We start from the raw sequence: 17,282 nt of genomic DNA, 5'->3' as shown, positions 1-17,282 counted from the left end.
TAAGCAATGGTGTGCTTATTAAAAACAACGCCTATAATCAAATTAATGCATAGGAAAATGCAAAAAGCCGAACAAGCTCTGAAAAGGTTCTAAGTCGATTGGCTTACGTTGCCAGAATCTATTTTACAAGAGGATCAGCAGGTCCCAAATGGAATAAGGCACGTTGACTACGAACCCTGAGCATGAGGCTAATTAAAAAGGGGGCTAGGGAATGAGTGACTCAACAACAATAGCACATGAAAAAGTGCAACCGACATCCAATCCGACTCCAGTGATTGAATGGTCTTACAAGATTGATACTCGCGAGTTCGAATGCGACCAGCTAGGAATGGCAAATGCTTTTGGGTTAAATACGCCAGTCACCTGCTTAGATGATTTGTTTGAGCACATGCTGATGGGGCAACAGGAAACACTAAGGCAACGAATTTTAGAAGTGGAGCTCCTAGGTGGGCAAGGTCGTTTTTCTTGTTGCATGATGCTTAATGAAGCTCGCTTAATACATGTCACAATTAGCTTTGAAAAGCTCAATGAGCGTATTGTTCAAGGCTCTATCATCCCGCAATTGACGATCACTGGCTGCGAAGAGTTAGCGAAAATTCTCGAAACGATTTTTGATTTACCGAATGTAGGGGTCTTAGTCGCGGACGAAGACACCCGAATCTTAGGTTGTAACCGTGCCTTTGAATTGCAAATGGGTTATCAAAACCGTGATTTGGTTGGACTTAAAACCTATATCTTTAGCACATCTCACCATAGTCAGGCGTTTTACGACCAACTCTGGCAACATATTGATGATGAAGGGTACTGGAGCGGTAATTTATTGAGTAGAACTGCAAATGGTAGTAATCAGGCGCATCATCTTTGTATCTATCGGCTAACATTTCATTCTGGACGGATTCTTTATCTCGGCTTCTCTACTGACATTTCGGCTTCCTTGTTGTGGATGAAAAGTCGCTGTGAACAACAACATGATTGGTCAGCTTTTTTGCCTTCTAGAGAAGAGTTCGAACTGCAATTAGCTAATTTGGCGAACGAAAGTGGGAGTAAAGAACTCAATATCGTCATGACTCTCAGACCAAATTTTTCTGAAAAATGCTTACTTGAACAGCAACTAGGCTTCGCCGATTTTATTATGCGAAGCCGCTACACCAGTATAGCGGGTCAACTTTCTAGGGATGTGTTTGTTGTCTGTTTACAAACTCCTCACTGTCAATGGCTAAGTCCTTTACGTTTGATTCAAATTGCAATGAAAGGGTTCTTCACTGAGCTTAGGAATGAAATGGGAACAAAAATGCATACCACTATCGTTGAGGGACAAACGGGTGTGTCAATCCTCGGCTATGATACAAACAGGCCAAAGCAAGCGTTAGCGCATGCAGCCCAGGCGATGTTGTCCTCACTTTCTGGAGAAGGTGGCTATTTTAATTTTTATAATAGTGAGCTTCATTCTGAGTTAGTCAAACGCCAGCATTTAGAGGCGTTTTTGGAAGCGCAAATCGACAGTGGGCTGGTGGATGTTCATTTTCAACCAATCATTGACAGCCGAACTGGTAAAGTCGTTAAGTTCGAGGCCTTAGCGCGCTTTTATCATGAAAGTGATGCCTATAGCACTCAAGAGATGATTACTGTTATTGAAGATTTAGAGTTGATTGCGGCTCTGGATGATGAGGTTTGTCAAGCCGCGCTCAAACACTTTCCGCGCTTGCAAGACATATATGGCGAGGAAATAGGGTTAACCATCAATCGCTCACTGAATACTAAATTGGATTCGCTCCAGGTTCTTCAGCGTTCGCATGACCTAATTAAAGCCAGTGGTGTCGATCCTAAACGAGTCACGATTGAGCTGACGGAAACAGCGTATTTTGAGCAAGACGAAGAGCATACGCAAGCGCTAGAGCAAGTGCGCAAAGAGGGCATTAAAATTGCGATTGATGACTTCGGTACAGGGTATTCTTCTTTTTCTTACCTAGAGAAAGGGCAGTTTGATTTACTGAAAATCGACCGAAAATTCGTTAAGAACATTCAGCATGGCAATACCAGTTATAATATTGTCAAAATGGTCACTGATCTTGCTCAGCAAATGAATGTAAAAGTGGTTGCCGAGGGCGTGGAGTCAGAACAGGAGCTTCAAACATTGGCTGAAATAGGTGTGGATTACATGCAAGGCTTTTTGTTCTCTCGTGCTCGGCCTGTCGATTTGATGGAGAAAGCGGAAAGTTACGAACATTTGTTTTCGGGTGTTGCTGTTAAACCAAAACAAGATGATGTATTGCAATCACTGAGCCATGAAGAGGTCAGGCACCTTGATCCCGGGGAGCCATTATCGTTGGCGGTGGAATATATGAATTTAAGTCCAAGTTCGCCGTTGGTTGTCATTAACGAAAAGCGCTGTGTTGGCTTAGTTACCAAAGAGCAAGTTAACTTACACCTAACGCCTTCCATGGGGACAGAATCAGAGACTGAGCGAGAAAATTGGATTTGGAAACGCCCGGTGAACCAGATAATGAGCACGGAGTTTGTGCTCGTCAATGCGCACTTATCTGTCGCTGCTGTTCGAGAGCTAATCAAAACAGGCATTCGCTTCCCGTGGGTTTTATGTGATGAAAAAGAAGAATACAGAGGCGTGTTAACTCAAGAAGATGCGTTGAAGTATCTCGCTTCTTGTTGAATAAAAAGTCTCGCTGTTCTAGTACATTTGGGGATAGACTTTCGGTGGTTTGACGATCGGTGATTTGATATTATCGCCACCCCAAAATGACTTTTGAGCGTGCATTTAACATGATTCAACAATTGCTGGTTACTTTTCCTCCGATGCTATTTGGCGCGCAAGCGCTACTGACTTTACTTCTCATCAAGGGCGATATTTGTCCGGGTCAGAGAGGCCGTCTTCATAAAATGTTGCCAGCAGTGGCGTTATTGTGGCTTGCGGTTGCTTCTCTTCGTATTGAAGCATTTATGATCGTGTTCGCTATTTTCTATTTCTACTCTCAGGTTCAAACCAAGAAAACGCGTGAAAAAGGCCCTCTTTGGGCGATGCATTTAGCGAATGGTTTGGCTTTTGCGTATGTAAGTATTCAAGCATTTGAACAGCCAAGCTGGCCTGCGTCTATTGCGATGGCAATAATGATATTTTTCCTTGGGGCGTCATTTTCTCAATTGCTTCTGACTATCGCTCGTAGCAGATTACAGGCATTTCACCGCATTTTGCCAGTTATGGGCATTGTGTCTGGAATGCTGCTGGTGATCGCAACGCTATTTGCTTCTTACCAGTTAAATGAAGCGACATTGAGCGCCGCAACACAACCAATTTTATTGTCTTTAGCCATGCTCATTTCTTCAATCATTGTTTGGTGTTGGCATATCTTCACACATAAAAAACCAGAAAAGGTTCAACTGAGCGTCGCCCTGTTGCTCGCGCTCGCGTCAATGACGAGCCTACAAGGTTTATTCTCTCTGGCGGCTTAATCTCGAGTCGAGAAACAGAGCAATACTGCTTGTACTCAAGTCCTTTCTAGGTTGCTTGAGTATAAGGCACTCACGGTTTTGGATCGCGCTCACTTTAAATTCACGTGATTACGTCTACGCTTGTTTATATACCTTGTCGAAGAGGAGAGTCGCGATGGATTTAAGCAATGTAGGTAATTTGGACAGCATTATTTTGCTAGGTATCGTCAATGAAAAGCTACGTTTAGAGTGCGACAGTTTTGACGAGTTAGTATCGGTGTATGAAATGGATGTAGAGTCCGTAGTAGGCAAGCTTGATATGCTTGGTTATCAGTACGATCCATTGACCAACCAATTTAAAGCATATCAACGCTAAACCTTCTTAATCCATATCCCTAAGCCATCTTGATTCCGTCAAGGTGGCTTTTACATTGTAGCCTTGCGGTTGCGAAAAAGGCTTGTAAGTAACGTTTATCTTTCTCTGAGTGACGCGTTGCAGCAAATAAGCGACGCCATAAGCCTTGGCCAAAAGGTTTACTGGTAATAAGCCCTTGGCGAGAAAATTCAGAAATCGCCCAATTTGGCAGTGCTGCAACCCCTAATCCTGCGGAGACCATTTGCACTAACATCAGAGTATTGTCGGCTTGCTTCCATTTGGCGGGCTCTACACCCGCTGGCTGCAAGAAGTGTTTTACGACGTCTAGCCTTTGTTTTTGAACCGGATAAGAGAGCATGGTTTGATCTGCGAGATCTTGCGGATCAATAACTTCTTTTTCCGCCAATGGGTGGTTAGTCGCGGTAATTAAGCGCATTTCAAAGTCGAATAAAGGTTCATAATGCACTTCAGAACGAGGTTGAATATCTGACGTGATAACGAGATCCAACTCGCCAGCTAACAGTGCAGGAAGTGGTTCAAAGCCAAAACCTGATGAAAAATCCAGTGTTACGCTAGGCCAGGCAAGTTGATATTCCCTAAGAGCAGGCATGAGCCATTGGAAACATGAGTGACATTCAATCGCCATATGCAACCGACCATTGACGTCTTCTTTCAAGCTTGCCAAATCATTTTCTGCTTTTGCGAGTTTGGGAAGAATATCTTCTGCAAGACGCAATAGGATTTCTCCCTCTGAAGTGAACTTCACCGGACGAGTTTTTCTAAGGAATAATTGTCCCCCAATCCGTGCCTCTAAATCTTTGATCTGGTGAGACAAGGCCGATTGAGTGAGATGCAACGCGGTCGCGGTCGCGGTTAGAGAGCCGGTGTCTCGAAGCGAAGTGAGTGTCCGCAAATGTTTTAGCTCTATCATGAATTCCTTTCATCCTTTGTTGCTCGCTATGAACAGAATAGCAATCGTATAAATAACTTAACGACAAAAAATGGATATGTAAACGTCTAGACGTCTATTTGTTGTGTTTATTTGCGAATCATGTCTCCTCATGATGAATTTTTTTAATAAACAAGTTGAATAAATGGACGTTGTTCAAACCGCAGATGAGAGCGATAGTTTAGCCATCCAGACATCTTTTATGACGAAAGATACTCTGACCCAAACAAATTGAACAAGATTGAAAAAGGAATAGGGACATGGCTACAACAACGCACGTACTAGGTTATCCACGCATCGGTGAAAAACGAGAATTAAAATTCGCTCAGGAAAAATACTGGCGCGGAGAAATTGATCAAGCAGAGCTTAAAAAGGTTGGAGCAGATCTGCGCGCTAAAAACTGGCAAACGCAAACAGATGCTGGCTTGAGTTTTACCACCGCTGGCGATTTTGCTTGGTACGATCATGTACTGACGACCACGTTGTTACTGGGTCACGTGCCAAAACGTCACGCAGACGGTTTCCCTGATTTGGATACGCTATTCAAAGTGGGTCGCGGTCAATCTCAAGCGGGTTGCGGCTGCGCAGGAGCAGCAGCATCGGATATGACCAAGTGGTTCAACACAAACTACCACTACATCGTACCTGAATTTAGCAAGGACGATACATTTGAAGTGAGCTGGCCTCAACTGTTTGAAGAAGTCAACGAAGCAACCCAAGCTGGGCATAAAGTGAAGCCAGTTTTGCTTGGCCCAGTCAGTTATCTTTACTTAGGTAAAGAGGTAGAAGAAGGGTTCGATCGCCTGACGCTACTGCCACGATTGCTTACGGCTTACCAAGCTATTTTGGCAAAGCTCGCGAGTCAAGGTGTTGAGTGGGTTCAGATTGATGAGCCAATTTTGTCACTAGAGCTTGAAAGTCAGTGGGCTGATGCGTTCAAGCTAGCGTACCAAGTGATTCGCAGCGATGTAAAAGTGCTGCTAACGACGTACTTTGACTCTATAAGCGATACGCTAGACAAAATTGTAAAGCTACCAGTGGATGGTTTACATATCGATTTATCTGCCGCGCCTCAGCAGCTTGACGACGTGGTTGCCAAACTACCGGAGGGTTGGGTGCTGTCTGCTGGCGTGGTCAACGGTCGTAACGTGTGGCGCTCGGATTTGAGTGCGCAACTTGAACGCCTACAGCCAGTAAAAGAAAAACTGGGCGACAACCTTTGGGTGGCGAGCTCATGCTCTTTGCTACATAGCCCGGTTGATCTGGAACTGGAAACAGAACTAAGTGAGGAAGTGAAAAGCTGGTTTGCGTTTGCAAAACAAAAAGTAACAGAAGTCGCCTTGCTTGGCCGCGCACTCGATGGTGATCAAGATGCGATTCTCGCTTGTGATACCTACAGCCAGCCAATCAAAGCACGTAAAACGGCAACGCATGTGAATAAGCCACAAGTTCAAGCACGTTTAAACAGTATTACTGCGTCACTTGCCGAGCGCAGCGCACCTTACGCGGAGCGTGCTGCACATCAATCTGAAGTATTGGGCTTGCCTCTGTTGCCAACCACGACAATCGGTTCTTTCCCTCAAACGGGTGAAATTCGTGTTCAGCGCAGTGCTTATCGCACTGGCCAGTTATCTGAGTCCGACTATATCCAAGCACTAAAAGGACATATTGCGGATGCCGTAAAACGTCAAGAAGCCCTTGACCTAGATGTGCTTGTGCATGGTGAAGCAGAACGTAACGACATGGTGGAATACTTCGCGGAGAACTTGGCGGGCTTCCAAACGACGAAATTTGGTTGGGTACAGAGTTATGGCTCTCGCTGTGTGAAACCAGCCATTGTGGTTGCCGACATTGAGCGTGAAAAGCCGATTACGGTGGAATGGTCGACGTACGCACAATCGCTAACCAGCAAGCAGATGAAAGGTATGCTGACGGGCCCGGTAACGATTTTATGTTGGACATTCCCGCGTGAAGACATTACTCGTCAAGAAATCGCCCAGCAACTGGCACTGGCACTGCGTGATGAGGTTTCTGATCTGCAAGATGCAGGCATCAATATCATTCAAATCGATGAGCCTGCGATTCGTGAAGGTCTGCCGTTGAAAAAACGCGATCACAAAGCGTATTTAGAATGGGCGGTGGATGCATTTAAGATCTCGGCAGCGAGTGCAAAACCAGAGACTCAGATTCACACTCACATGTGTTACAGCGAGTTCAATGAAATCATTGATTCAGTCGCGGCGCTCGATGCAGATGTGATTACCATTGAAACATCACGCTCAAATATGGAATTGCTTAAAGCGTTTGAAGAGTTCAATTACCCGAATGAAATCGGTCCAGGTGTTTATGACATTCACTCACCAAACATTCCGACGGAAGAGTGGATTGAAGGCCTAATAAAGAAAGCGGCAGAAAAAATTCCGGTACAACGTTTGTGGGTGAACCCAGACTGTGGTCTGAAAACACGTAACTGGGCAGAGACGGAATCGGCATTGGCGAACCTCGTGTCAGCGGCGAAGAAACTTCGTGCTGAGCTGGCGTAAGGCACCTTTTTTAGCAAATAAAAACGGAGACCGTTGTCTCCGTTTTTCTATTCTTAGCCGTTCATTTTCGTCGTTATACTATCCCGCAATAGCGGATGAATTGCTCGTATCGAAAACAACGCACTCACTGTGACTATTTCATTTGAGTACAAGTTTGCGCGGAAACCAACTCATCTGCCATCAACTGACCGCGAGAGTTACGCACTTTAATACGGTACATTAAGCCCATATCAATTTGCTTACGAATTTCCGGGTTACTGCAATAGGTGTAGATACTGGTATTCAGTACTTGATTTAACGGCTTTGCACCGAGTGCGTCATCGTTATAAATCATCATCATTTCAACAACATTTTTATTGGATGAGACACGCATTATCTGCAGTGGACCGTATTCCAAAGGGAGACCTGCGGACAAGACTCCCGCTCGGTTTGATGCCAATAGCTCAAGCTGGCGTTGATTATCATCAGTAGATGAACAGCCAGCTAACGCACCAAATGCCAAGAAAAGACACAGTAATTTTTTCATAAATTAAAACACTTTTTTGAACGGTTTCACGATTACATTATCGTAAACACCAGCCGCTACGTAAGGATCGGCTTCTGCCCACGCTTTAGCGTCTTCTAGAGAGGTGAACTCAGCGATGACAGTCGAGCCCGTAAATCCAGCTTCTCCTGGGTTGTCAGAGTCTATCGCAGGCATAGGGCCAGCAGTAAGAAGGCGACCTTCGTCTTGAAGCTTTTGTAAGCGCTCCAAGTGTTGCGGGCGAACGCTCATGCGTTTTTCCAGCGAGTTCTCGACGTCCTGAGAAAAGATGACATACCACATAGCATAGTTCCTTAATTGGTAGGGTAAAGTGTTAATTTAACGCCTTTTTTGTGTCTCTCACAAGTGAACAACAGAAAATGTGAGATCCTTTCTAACAGTTAGCGCTGTAGGTTGACTAATTCTGAACCGGGCGTGGTTTGCCTTCACTGTCAATGGCTACGTAGTTGAAAGTCGCATCACAAACCATGAAGCGCTCGCCGACACCGTGTGCTTTTACCGGCTTGACCCATACTTCCAGATCGACACTCATTGAGGTGCGACCAATCTTAGTGCATTCGCCATAGCAGCAAACGACATCGCCAACACCTACAGGCTTCTTGAAGGTAATGCTTGACACTGAAACGGTAACAACGCGACCAGAAGAGATCTCTTTGGCCAGAATCGCACCTGCTAGGTCGAGCTGAGACATAATCCAACCACCAAAAATATCGCCATTGGCATTAGTATCGGCAGGCATTGCAAGGGTACGAAGCAGCAGTTGACCTCTCGGAGAGCTAATTTCTTGACTCATTGTGACATCCTAAATCTTAAAGGCGCTCAAACTAAGCGCCAACATAGTAAATACCTAGAACCAAAGGTCCTTAAAAAAACCGCAGACACCGGACCAGAGAAAGTTGGTTTACAGCAGCAAGAATGGTCTGATTCCGGTATGCCGTTTGATCGGTTTAGTGATACATGGAGCAAAACAGCGACCCGAAGGTCGCTGCAAAGTGCGCGGATTATAGCAAAACTGAGTTTTTAATCATCAGTCGACACATCGGATGAGTTATTTTTTTGTTCTTTTGGCATGTGTTTGTAAATGTAGAAGCCAGTCGCAATCATGTAGGCAAATGTCGCAATCAACATTCCGAATACTTTGAAGTTGACCCAAACATCCAGTGGTAGCTCGTAAGCTATATAAATGTTCAGACCAGCAAAGAATGAGAAGAAGCCGACCCAAGCCCAGTTGATCTTCGCCCAAATAGCATCAGGTAGCGAAATTTCTTTGCCCAACATGCCTTTGATGGCTGATTTCCCCATTGCGTGACTCGCTGCTAAACCGATAGCTAGAATCACATAAATGATGGTGACTTTCCATTTTATGAAATTGTCGTCGTGGAAGAAAAGGGTCATGCTGCCAAATATCGTCACGATAACGAACGTAATTAGCTGCATTTTCTCGACTTTTTTATACAGAGCATAGGTGACGACAAGCTGAATTGCCGTTGCAACGATCAGCGCTCCTGTTGCTGCGTAGATGTCGTACATCTTGTACAAAGCGAAGAAGACGATGAGTGGGATAAAATCTAGGATTTGCTTCATGGTGGCAAAATCTACCTAATTAGTGAATTGAAGACAGTCTAACGGAATCTGACAAGATGTGAATACCGTCAAGGTTAGAGGTAAGAGAAGTAATCCCCTGACTGAATGATACAACAAGCAACATTTCGCAAAGATGAAGTAGCAAATCGAAGGCATAAAAATTGCCGCGATAAAGCGGCAATTGAGTTGATAGAATTTAAGATTTAAGCAACACGTTGATATTGAGAAATAAGCGTTTTGACATCTTCTAAATAGCCTTCACGTAACAGGTTATCAACGGTTGCTTCAAGCTCTTCGAGAGACATCGTAAAGCAAGTGGATTTGCCGGTCATTAGGCTCAAATACTGATGGTATTCTTCTTCTGTATAGTGTCCTAAGCGATCGAGTAGTAGTGCTTTGATTCCATGATGAATCAAGCCGTAGTATGTGTGTCGATGAAGTAACATGGCGATCTCCTTATCAAGCTCATCCGCTAACCATTTGCAGCTTGCTTGACCCTCTGGATAATTCGATTTACTTCAGTAATGCACATCTAGTGCCAGTTTTATCTTCGCAAATTAGAAAGTGTTGGAAGTAGCAAAACTCTCATGTTGCAACCAGCGCTTGATGACGGTTTGGAGCGCATTTAACGTCGTTGGCTTTTCAAGTCTGTCATCCATGAGTTTCGCAATTAGCTCCAGCTCTTTAGCTCCAGACTCTCCAGATAGTGCGATGATAGGAACAGAAGACGCAATTTGCTTAATTCGTTGGCTTGCGTCAAATCCGTTCATCACTGGCATCTGTACATCCATAAGCACCAAATCAATCTTGTGCGACTGAAATAGCTCCACCGCAGAAGCGCCATTATTTGCTTGTAAGCTGTTGACTCCCAGCCTTTTTAAGTACATTTGAACCAAAGTACGCTGCACCTCTTTGTCATCAACAATGAGCACTGTTGGTGCATCGTTACTTACTTGTACGTGTTGGTCTGTGCGAGGTTCAGAATGTGGTGTATTTACTTTCCAGCCATTGAAGTCCGGTGTTCTCAACATCTCTGGTTTGGGTGCGTTTGGGACGACCGGGAAATACAAGTAGAACTCAGTAAATTCGCCCAATTCAGACTGGCACTCAATTCGTCCGCCAAAAGAGCGCATAACGCGTTGACAGTAGCCCAAGCCAAGGCCGCTGCCGCCACTTTTTTGATACGAGAAGAAGTCGTCAAATATCTTGTGTAAGATACTGCTATCTATGCCAGGGCCACTATCTCGGAAGACCAGAATGTTTTCGTAGGCCCCCGTTTGGCTACGAATCTCAATTTGACTATCGGGATAAGAATCAAAATAGTAGATAGCATTGCGAATCAAATTGAAAATGACAAAGTTAAACAGAGTTTCGTTTAATTTCGCGACAAAATCGTGCTCTTGAGGCAGATTGATCCTTTCAATTATTTGATCGTTTTCAAAGCCATAACGGCTGACCGCTTGATCTACAGCTTTATGTATAGACGTAATAGTTAAGGGTTCGTGCTCAGGTGAGCTGTCGCTGACTTCTCGCAAAATAATGTCGATAAGTTGGCGACCACGCTGAATCGCTGCTTCTCCTTTATCAATCTCACTCTTTAACGTCTCAAGTGAAGCGTTTGATTCGATATGCTGTTTTAAAGCTTCAAATCGTAATTGCACTTGAGCGAGAGGGTTACGCATTTCATGCGCAATAGAGTTAGCGAGCGCACGGCTTTGGCGTACTTTTCTATCGGCCTCTATGGTGCTCTGGATGCGAACTAATAAGGTTTGCAATGCTGAAATTTCTTCATTAGAAAACAGCTTATTATCCATTTTGTGTGAAGAAATCAGTAAGTGCGTAACGGACTTTCCACGACCAAAAAGAGGCATTACGAGCGCCGTATTGCTGGATCGCATACGTTCGTAGAGCTTGCGCATTGAGCCTTTCGACGAGGAGGCATAATCAATTTCTTCAGACAGTTCATCAAGCACGAGAACAGACTTGCTTGACGGCAGATAATCTTCATAAAACGTTTCGGTGTAACTGCTGGTGACGAGCTGCAATTTATTATTTGGTATATTCAGTAACGCTGCTAACTGGCGCATTGCATCATCTATTGAGCGTTTAAATTCCTCTTCTAATCCAAGAATTTGTTGAACGGGTGTATGTCGTTTCCCATAAATAAAATAGGACGCGAAACGACTGACGCGTTTGTAAAGCAAGTGCCAAGTGATACCGATGAGTGCGCATAAAGGCACCGCTACAAGCCATTGGTTATCTTCCGAGATAGGAATAAATATTGCGCCCAGCGGGAGGACGAAAATGGCACAGACAAACAGCGCGCTAACGGTTAAGTATGTGAGGTATTTAGCACTATAAAAGCGAGAGGTAAGCAGGGCATAGCCTACAAACAACATTTCACTAATTGAAAGTGCTGGTGGTAACCAGGTTAAGGAAAAGTCACCAAGGAAGTAAGTCATTCCAAGGTGTATCACTGCAGTTGATAACATGAAGACCAAAATGCCGGCGATCATATAGTTACTTTTTGCCAGCGTGAGTTTGCTGCTGTTCGCTCGCATGGTAATCAAGTTCAGCAGGGTTAATACAACAAATGTCAGCAAACTAATAAAGAAATATGAGGTATGGGGACCAAACTCGATCACGAACTGGCTTGGACCGCTAATGGTGACATTTTCGACAGTAAGGTTTGGTACTAAGTTGATGTAAAGCGAGTACGTTGCTAGTGCCACAAAGACGATTTTTTGCCAGGCTTTGACCGCAGTTTTTTTGATATCAGCCGCTAGCTGGCAAGAAAAATAGAACGCGAATGCAAAGGCAAAGAATGACGCCAAGTTCGCCAACTTAGCCATAAAAATACCGCCAGCGGAGCCCAACTCCGGCAATAAGTCGGTATGGAAGTATGCGTTGCTGCTGATCCAAACGATGATGCAACTAGAATAAGCAATGTACGGCGCATGATGCGAGCCTAAAATCGTTTCACTCTTCTGTTTTAGGCGATAGCAGTAATATAACAACCAAGCGAACACCACCAGTACAGTGGCGTATAGCGTCATTGCTTTTGGATAAAAAAGGCCGTGAAGATGAATATCAAGCATGTTCATTCACCTTTTCATCAATTCTTTTTGTTCGTACGCGGTGTTTGTAGTCGCGAAACTGTATGTCTTGAAATGTTTCAACCATCATACCTAAATTCCAGAAACCGCGGTATGTCTTGGTACCGTCACCGTTAATGTCGCGGTATCCTGAGTGAAAGTAGGCCTCTAAATCAATAGATTGATAGAAATTTAACATAAATATTTGTTCAATAATGGTAAAGCTGAGCTTATAGCCTGCTTTATATAGCTCACTCATCAATGCTTTTTGTGCCAAATACAAAAAGTACAGTTTTTGTTGGATGTTGCCACCCACTGTCAGACGCAGCACTTCGCAAACCGCTTCAGTGTTTTCCAAGTGAGATTGGAACTGCGCATCAAATTCAATAAGAGTCCGTTGACGAGTTAGATCGTTACCTCCAAAAAGGCCTAATTGATTAAGAGTCATGTAGCCATAATCAGGAAGGCAAAACTGCCATTGCTCACTACTAAATGGTGATGAATAGCTGAGCCAGGTATTTCTTTGGTGCCAGTTTTGCACCAAAGCGGAGGAGACCATGATTGGTGTAGATGACTGCTTGAACAATAGCAAAAAGTGTTGACCTTTCTGCGAGAGTGATAATAGAGGCAATATCTCAAACCATTGTTCAGTTTGGACGAAGAGCTCAAGATTGCTCAGTGTGATTGCTTCGGAAATCGGCATTAATGCAGCGTGATTTGGCAGTGTTACCTTTAGGTCGCACTCGGCAATATCTTCGATCAATATGCTTGAATAGTCGCGGTCGTCAAACGAGAGCTGAGTTGGTCTTGTCGCTTCATTTAAAGGGTGCTTTTGCTTGATCGCAGCAATCTCACATTCACACCAGAAAACCATCCAATGCGGGTAACAATCTGCGGCAATTTGTTCAATTAAGAGCGCCTCTTCGGAGAAAGGCGTTGGATACTGCTGTACTAAATCTCGATAATCTATTAATTCAAACAGTACGGACAGACTCTTAGATGCGTATTTAGGAAAGAGGGATTTAAGAAGCTTTATTCTATACAAAGCAACTTGTTGAAAAAGAGAAGACCTTTCTTGCGGTGTAAGAGTAAGAAGAACCGTGTCAACCAGCGCCTGTTGTTTTGACTCGATCGGCAAATCTGTACTGGCGAGGGGCTCCAAAGACAGCTTAAGACTCATGATATAACCTAGTTCTGACGTTTTTTATATTTTGTAATGGTTTATATCATTTTGATAAATTTATGCTATTGGTTTCTATTTATATAGTTACGTAATGCAAGAAAAGACAAAAAAACCGCTCATAGTGAGCGGTTTTTAGTTCATTCGAGAAAGGACTAAGCTTCTTGCTTTTTAAGCTCAGCTTCTGCCGCTTCCTCTTCAATTAGCGCATCAACGATAACTGCACATGCTGCATCACCTGTGATGTTTAGTGCTGTACGAATCATATCGAAAATACGGTCAAGAGCGAATAGCAGTGGTAAACCTTCGATTGGAATACCAGCGGCAAGAAGCACGGCAACCACTAGGAAAGAAGGACCAGGAACACCCGCTTGACCAACCGCACCCAATGTAGACGTTACGATAATTGCAATGTAGGCGCCCATACCTAAATCGATATTGAACAGTTGAGCAAAGAAGATAGCAACCAAGCCATAGTAAATCGCATTACCTGACATGTTGATCGTTGCGCCTAGAGGCAGAACAAATGACGCGGTTGAATTTTTTACGCCCAGTTCTTTTTCACAGGTGTCCATTGTGACAGGCAGTGTCGCCATAGAAGAGGCCGTTGAAAGCGCAACAGCTTGTGGCTTTTTCATTGAAGACAGGAACTTCTTCGCTGATGTCTTGGTGAAAATATGCACCATTGCTGGGTAAACAACGAAACCGAAGATTAGGATTGCGGCAACGTAAACAACGAACAGTTTGAATACCACCATTAGTGCGCCAAAACCGAATGTACCGACTGCTTCTGCCATCAGACCGAACACGCCGATAGGGGCAATGATCATCACTTTGTTGATCATCCAAACCATTGCGTCAACGATGCAGTTAACACCATTAATGATTGGCTCACGACGCTCTTTTGCTTGCTTAGAAATTGCAATACCAAAGAACATACAGAAAACTAGGATCTGTAGGATGTTTGCTTCATTTAGTGATTGGAAAACGTTGGTTGGGATCATACCAGTGATGGTTGCCCAGAAAGTAGGTAGTTCACCTTTTGAAGCGTATTCTGCTGAGAACATGCCTTCAACGCCAGAGACGTCGATCCCCATGCCTGGTTGGAATACTTCACCCATAAATAGTGCAAGCGCAACGGCTAGGGCGGATGTTAAACCGAAATAACCTAGAGTGACGATGCCAACTTTGCCTGCTGACTGGCTGTTCCCAAGACCAGCTGCGCCAGAAATCAAGGCTACAGCGACCAAAGGAATAACCAACATTTTGATTAAGTTGATAAAGATAGCACCTAAAGGAGCGAACACTGTCGCATCATGACCCATCATGGCACCAACGGCTGTGCCCACGATCATGGCGATTACGACTTGTACGCCAATGTTGTTTAGCAAACTCTTTTCTTTTAACACTTCCATAACCTCTGTGCTAATAAAATGTAAAATCCTAAAATTACCCACTAACCATAAATGGTTTTATGGATAATTATCTCGCCTTGCTTTTTACACTTATCGTTTACAATTGGCAATATGCAGCAAGGTATTATTGATGGATTAATCGATATTTTATTGACGAACGATAAAGTTTTGTTCAATAGCAAACGTTTGCTATTGATTTTTGTTATGCCTATTAGCTGTGTAATTGTTTTTGTTTATTTCTTTTTCTTGTTTATTTTTTGTTAACTGAGATGAGTTTTGTGTTTGCGAGCGTAGTCTGCGTCTTGCGTGACTTGGATTGATATTTATAACAATTAAGTTCTTTCAAGCTCACACTTTTACCAATTAGCTTTGTGAAATGTTAATTGTTTTACATTCTTAGTTTTGATTGCATTGTAAACATAATGTTAATCAGAAATGGGCGAGACAAATATTAAGTGCCAACATTTTAGTGTAGGAGAGTGCTCTCTCTGTTAATGCTCCCGAGCCGATAAAACGAAAATCAACAAGTAAGAGGTGAAGCGATTATGATGAATCTTGCTGCTGCATTACAAAGAAATGCTGCGAGTAAACCAGATAAGACGGCGTTGATATGTGGTGATGTCGAGATAACTTATGCGCAGTTTGATGCGATTACCGGAAAGATCGCGGCTTCTTTAATCAACAAAGGGGTCGTTCCGGGCGATCGTATTGCGCTCTCATGCCCAAACATTCCTTTTTTCGCGTTTGTTTATTATGCGATACAAAAAGCAGGCGCGGTTGCTGTCCCATTAAATGTGCTTTTGAAAGCGCGAGAAATTAAGTATCACTTAGAAGATTCAAAAGCGAAGTTTTACTTCTGTTTTGAAGGGACAGCAGAACTGCCAATGGCAAAAGAGGGGGTTAAAGCGTTTGAGCAGGCTGATATATGTGAAAGTATGGTCGTGATGACTCAATCTCAAGTTGAAAACGAATGGAATGGTGTGCCAACTCTCAATGCGTTTATAGCGGATGCAGAACCATTGTCAGATTATGTACCGCGTAATGCGGATGATACTTGTGTTATTTTGTATACATCAGGGACGACAGGCTTACCAAAAGGAGCTGAACTGACGCAGCAGAACATCATAATGAATGCTCTGGTGGCACAAAACATTATGGGTAGCCAGGCCGACGATATTCACTTAGTAACTTTGCCTTTATTTCATACCTTTGGTCAAACCGTCCACTTAAATGCTAGTGTTTTGGGCGGGGCAACCTTGGTGTTAGTGCCTAGGTTTGAGCCTAAACATGTTCTTGAGCTGATGGAAAAACACAAAGTGACGTTGTTTGCTGGAGTGCCAACGATGTATATCGGCTTGCTTCATGTCCAGCACCAATTTGATACATCCTCACTACGTGTTGCTATCAGCGGTGGAGCCCCGTTGCCAACCGAAATCTTTAGATCCTTTGAGGAACAATTTAATGTCCCAATTCTTGAAGGATACGGGTTATCAGAAACAAGTCCTATTGCATGTTTTAATCATTTAGATCAGGAACGTATACCAGGATCGGTAGGTCAAGCGATTCAAGGCGTTGAAGTAAAAGTTGTCGACATTGAAGGCAATGCGCTACCGATCGGTGAAGAAGGTGAGATTGTTGTGCGTGGGCATAATGTTATGAAGGGATACCTTGACCGCCCGGAAGTTACTGAATCCGCGATACAAAATGGCTGGTTCCATACTGGTGATGTTGGCCGTTTTGACAGTTCAGGTAATCTATTTATCGTCGATAGAATGAAAGATCTGATCATTCGAGGTGGATTTAACGTTTACCCTAGAGAAATTGAAGAAGTGTTTATGACTCATCCTGCAATCTCAATGGTAGCGGTGATAGGGATTCCAAATGAAGAGTATGGCGAAGAGATAAAGGCTTACGTTGTGCTTAAACCGGGAGAGTACATTGACGCGGAAACATTACAAAAGTGGGGCAAAGAGCAGTTAGCCTCTTTTAAATATCCTCGTTATGTTGAAATTCGTGAGCATCTCCCGATGAGTGCAACAGGAAAGATTTTGAAACGTGAGTTGAAATCTGAATTGAATGTGGCTTAGTCAATTCAATGAACTTTGGGTCACAGCGCCACTTGCCTAGAGCGAATGGTGTTGTGCGCCTGGTT

The 17,282-nt window shown here is 43.7% G+C and carries 14 protein-coding genes; 5 read left to right on the top strand and 9 right to left on the bottom strand.

The annotated features are described in order from the left end of the window. Positions 1 to 211 precede the first annotated feature (211 nt). From L3V27_RS15890 to L3V27_RS15880, 3 genes are all read left to right on the top strand, one after another. Positions 212 to 2,668, top strand: coding sequence for an EAL domain-containing protein (locus tag L3V27_RS15890; protein ID WP_237312296.1), 2,457 nt, complete (start codon positions 212 to 214; stop codon positions 2,666 to 2,668). Positions 2,669 to 2,754: 86 nt separating this feature from the next. After that, positions 2,755 to 3,465 carry a hypothetical protein gene (locus L3V27_RS15885; RefSeq protein WP_047010000.1) on the top strand — a complete coding sequence of 237 codons (711 nt, stop codon included), beginning with the start codon at positions 2,755 to 2,757 and terminating at the stop codon, positions 3,463 to 3,465. A 154-nt stretch (positions 3,466 to 3,619) separates the two neighbouring features. Next, positions 3,620 to 3,820: a DUF4250 domain-containing protein gene (locus tag L3V27_RS15880; RefSeq protein WP_005392843.1), complete on the top strand. Its 201-nt coding sequence runs from the start codon at positions 3,620 to 3,622 to the stop codon at positions 3,818 to 3,820. A gap of 19 nt (positions 3,821 to 3,839) precedes the next feature. Here L3V27_RS15880 and metR read toward each other — a convergent pair whose 3' ends face one another. Next, a complete protein-coding gene (gene metR, locus L3V27_RS15875) occupies positions 3,840 to 4,751 on the bottom strand; it encodes an HTH-type transcriptional regulator MetR (RefSeq protein ID WP_237312294.1) in 912 nt (303 codons plus the stop codon). 278 nt (positions 4,752 to 5,029) lie between these two features. On the opposite strand from metR, the gene metE reads away from it, so the two are divergent. Further along, complete coding sequence (gene metE, locus L3V27_RS15870) at positions 5,030 to 7,312, top strand: 5-methyltetrahydropteroyltriglutamate--homocysteine S-methyltransferase (protein WP_237312292.1); 2,283 nt, start codon at positions 5,030 to 5,032, stop codon at positions 7,310 to 7,312. 133 nt (positions 7,313 to 7,445) lie between these two features. Here metE and gspS2 read toward each other — a convergent pair whose 3' ends face one another. From gspS2 to L3V27_RS15830, 8 genes are all read right to left on the bottom strand, one after another. Then, positions 7,446 to 7,838 (bottom strand): GspS/AspS pilotin family protein, encoded by a 393-nt coding sequence (gspS2, locus tag L3V27_RS15865; protein WP_005392846.1) that lies wholly within the window; start codon positions 7,836 to 7,838, stop codon positions 7,446 to 7,448. Positions 7,839 to 7,841: 3 nt separating this feature from the next. Further along, complete coding sequence (locus L3V27_RS15860; protein ID WP_237312291.1) at positions 7,842 to 8,138, bottom strand: YciI family protein; 297 nt, start codon at positions 8,136 to 8,138, stop codon at positions 7,842 to 7,844. Positions 8,139 to 8,253: 115 nt separating this feature from the next. Then, positions 8,254 to 8,649, bottom strand: a complete 396-nt coding sequence (gene yciA / locus L3V27_RS15855) for an acyl-CoA thioester hydrolase YciA (protein WP_005392848.1) — start codon at positions 8,647 to 8,649, stop codon at positions 8,254 to 8,256. Between the two features lie 227 nt (positions 8,650 to 8,876). Beyond that, positions 8,877 to 9,440, bottom strand: a complete 564-nt coding sequence (locus L3V27_RS15850; protein ID WP_005392849.1) for a septation protein A — start codon at positions 9,438 to 9,440, stop codon at positions 8,877 to 8,879. Positions 9,441 to 9,643: 203 nt separating this feature from the next. Beyond that, positions 9,644 to 9,886: a hypothetical protein gene (locus L3V27_RS15845; protein ID WP_005392851.1), complete on the bottom strand. Its 243-nt coding sequence runs from the start codon at positions 9,884 to 9,886 to the stop codon at positions 9,644 to 9,646. Between the two features lie 111 nt (positions 9,887 to 9,997). Beyond that, a complete protein-coding gene (locus tag L3V27_RS15840) occupies positions 9,998 to 12,538 on the bottom strand; it encodes a hybrid sensor histidine kinase/response regulator (RefSeq protein ID WP_237312290.1) in 2,541 nt (846 codons plus the stop codon). Beyond that, positions 12,531 to 13,715, bottom strand: a complete 1,185-nt coding sequence (locus L3V27_RS15835; RefSeq protein WP_237312289.1) for an acyl-homoserine-lactone synthase — start codon at positions 13,713 to 13,715, stop codon at positions 12,531 to 12,533. The genes L3V27_RS15840 and L3V27_RS15835 overlap by 8 nt, the downstream gene beginning before the upstream one ends. Positions 13,716 to 13,870: 155 nt before the next feature. Then, complete coding sequence (locus L3V27_RS15830) at positions 13,871 to 15,130, bottom strand: dicarboxylate/amino acid:cation symporter (RefSeq protein ID WP_012841620.1); 1,260 nt, start codon at positions 15,128 to 15,130, stop codon at positions 13,871 to 13,873. Positions 15,131 to 15,675: 545 nt separating this feature from the next. Between L3V27_RS15830 and L3V27_RS15825 the strand changes: the two genes are divergently transcribed. Then, entirely contained in the window at positions 15,676 to 17,217 is a 1,542-nt protein-coding gene (locus tag L3V27_RS15825; protein ID WP_237312288.1) for a long-chain fatty acid--CoA ligase, read from the top strand. The last annotated feature ends 65 nt before the right edge of the window (positions 17,218 to 17,282 follow it).

It is taken from the genome of Vibrio sp. J2-3(2022), from assembly GCF_021725735.1.
Taxonomy (GTDB): Bacteria; Pseudomonadota; Gammaproteobacteria; order Enterobacterales; family Vibrionaceae; genus Vibrio; species Vibrio diabolicus.
The sequence above is the reverse complement of the archived record's forward strand: the minus strand, read 5'-3'. Positions and strand labels throughout refer to the sequence as shown.

What these genes read in the sequence shown, in the direction of transcription:
- metR (WP_237312294.1), bottom strand. Translation starts at nt 4,751, where the DNA reads ATGATAGAGCTAAAACATTTGCGGACACTCACTTCGCTTCGAGACACC.
- L3V27_RS15880 (WP_005392843.1), top strand. Translation starts at nt 3,620, where the DNA reads ATGGATTTAAGCAATGTAGGTAATTTGGACAGCATTATTTTGCTAGGT.
- L3V27_RS15845 (WP_005392851.1), bottom strand. Translation starts at nt 9,886, where the DNA reads ATGTTACTTCATCGACACACATACTACGGCTTGATTCATCATGGAATC.
- L3V27_RS15890 (WP_237312296.1), top strand. Translation starts at nt 212, where the DNA reads ATGAGTGACTCAACAACAATAGCACATGAAAAAGTGCAACCGACATCC.
- L3V27_RS15830 (WP_012841620.1), bottom strand. Translation starts at nt 15,130, where the DNA reads ATGGAAGTGTTAAAAGAAAAGAGTTTGCTAAACAACATTGGCGTACAA.
- L3V27_RS15835 (WP_237312289.1), bottom strand. Translation starts at nt 13,715, where the DNA reads ATGAGTCTTAAGCTGTCTTTGGAGCCCCTCGCCAGTACAGATTTGCCG.
- L3V27_RS15860 (WP_237312291.1), bottom strand. Translation starts at nt 8,138, where the DNA reads ATGTGGTATGTCATCTTTTCTCAGGACGTCGAGAACTCGCTGGAAAAA.
- metE (WP_237312292.1), top strand. Translation starts at nt 5,030, where the DNA reads ATGGCTACAACAACGCACGTACTAGGTTATCCACGCATCGGTGAAAAA.
- gspS2 (WP_005392846.1), bottom strand. Translation starts at nt 7,838, where the DNA reads ATGAAAAAATTACTGTGTCTTTTCTTGGCATTTGGTGCGTTAGCTGGC.
- L3V27_RS15885 (WP_047010000.1), top strand. Translation starts at nt 2,755, where the DNA reads ATGACTTTTGAGCGTGCATTTAACATGATTCAACAATTGCTGGTTACT.
- L3V27_RS15850 (WP_005392849.1), bottom strand. Translation starts at nt 9,440, where the DNA reads ATGAAGCAAATCCTAGATTTTATCCCACTCATCGTCTTCTTCGCTTTG.
- L3V27_RS15825 (WP_237312288.1), top strand. Translation starts at nt 15,676, where the DNA reads ATGATGAATCTTGCTGCTGCATTACAAAGAAATGCTGCGAGTAAACCA.
- yciA (WP_005392848.1), bottom strand. Translation starts at nt 8,649, where the DNA reads ATGAGTCAAGAAATTAGCTCTCCGAGAGGTCAACTGCTGCTTCGTACC.
- L3V27_RS15840 (WP_237312290.1), bottom strand. Translation starts at nt 12,538, where the DNA reads ATGCTTGATATTCATCTTCACGGCCTTTTTTATCCAAAAGCAATGACG.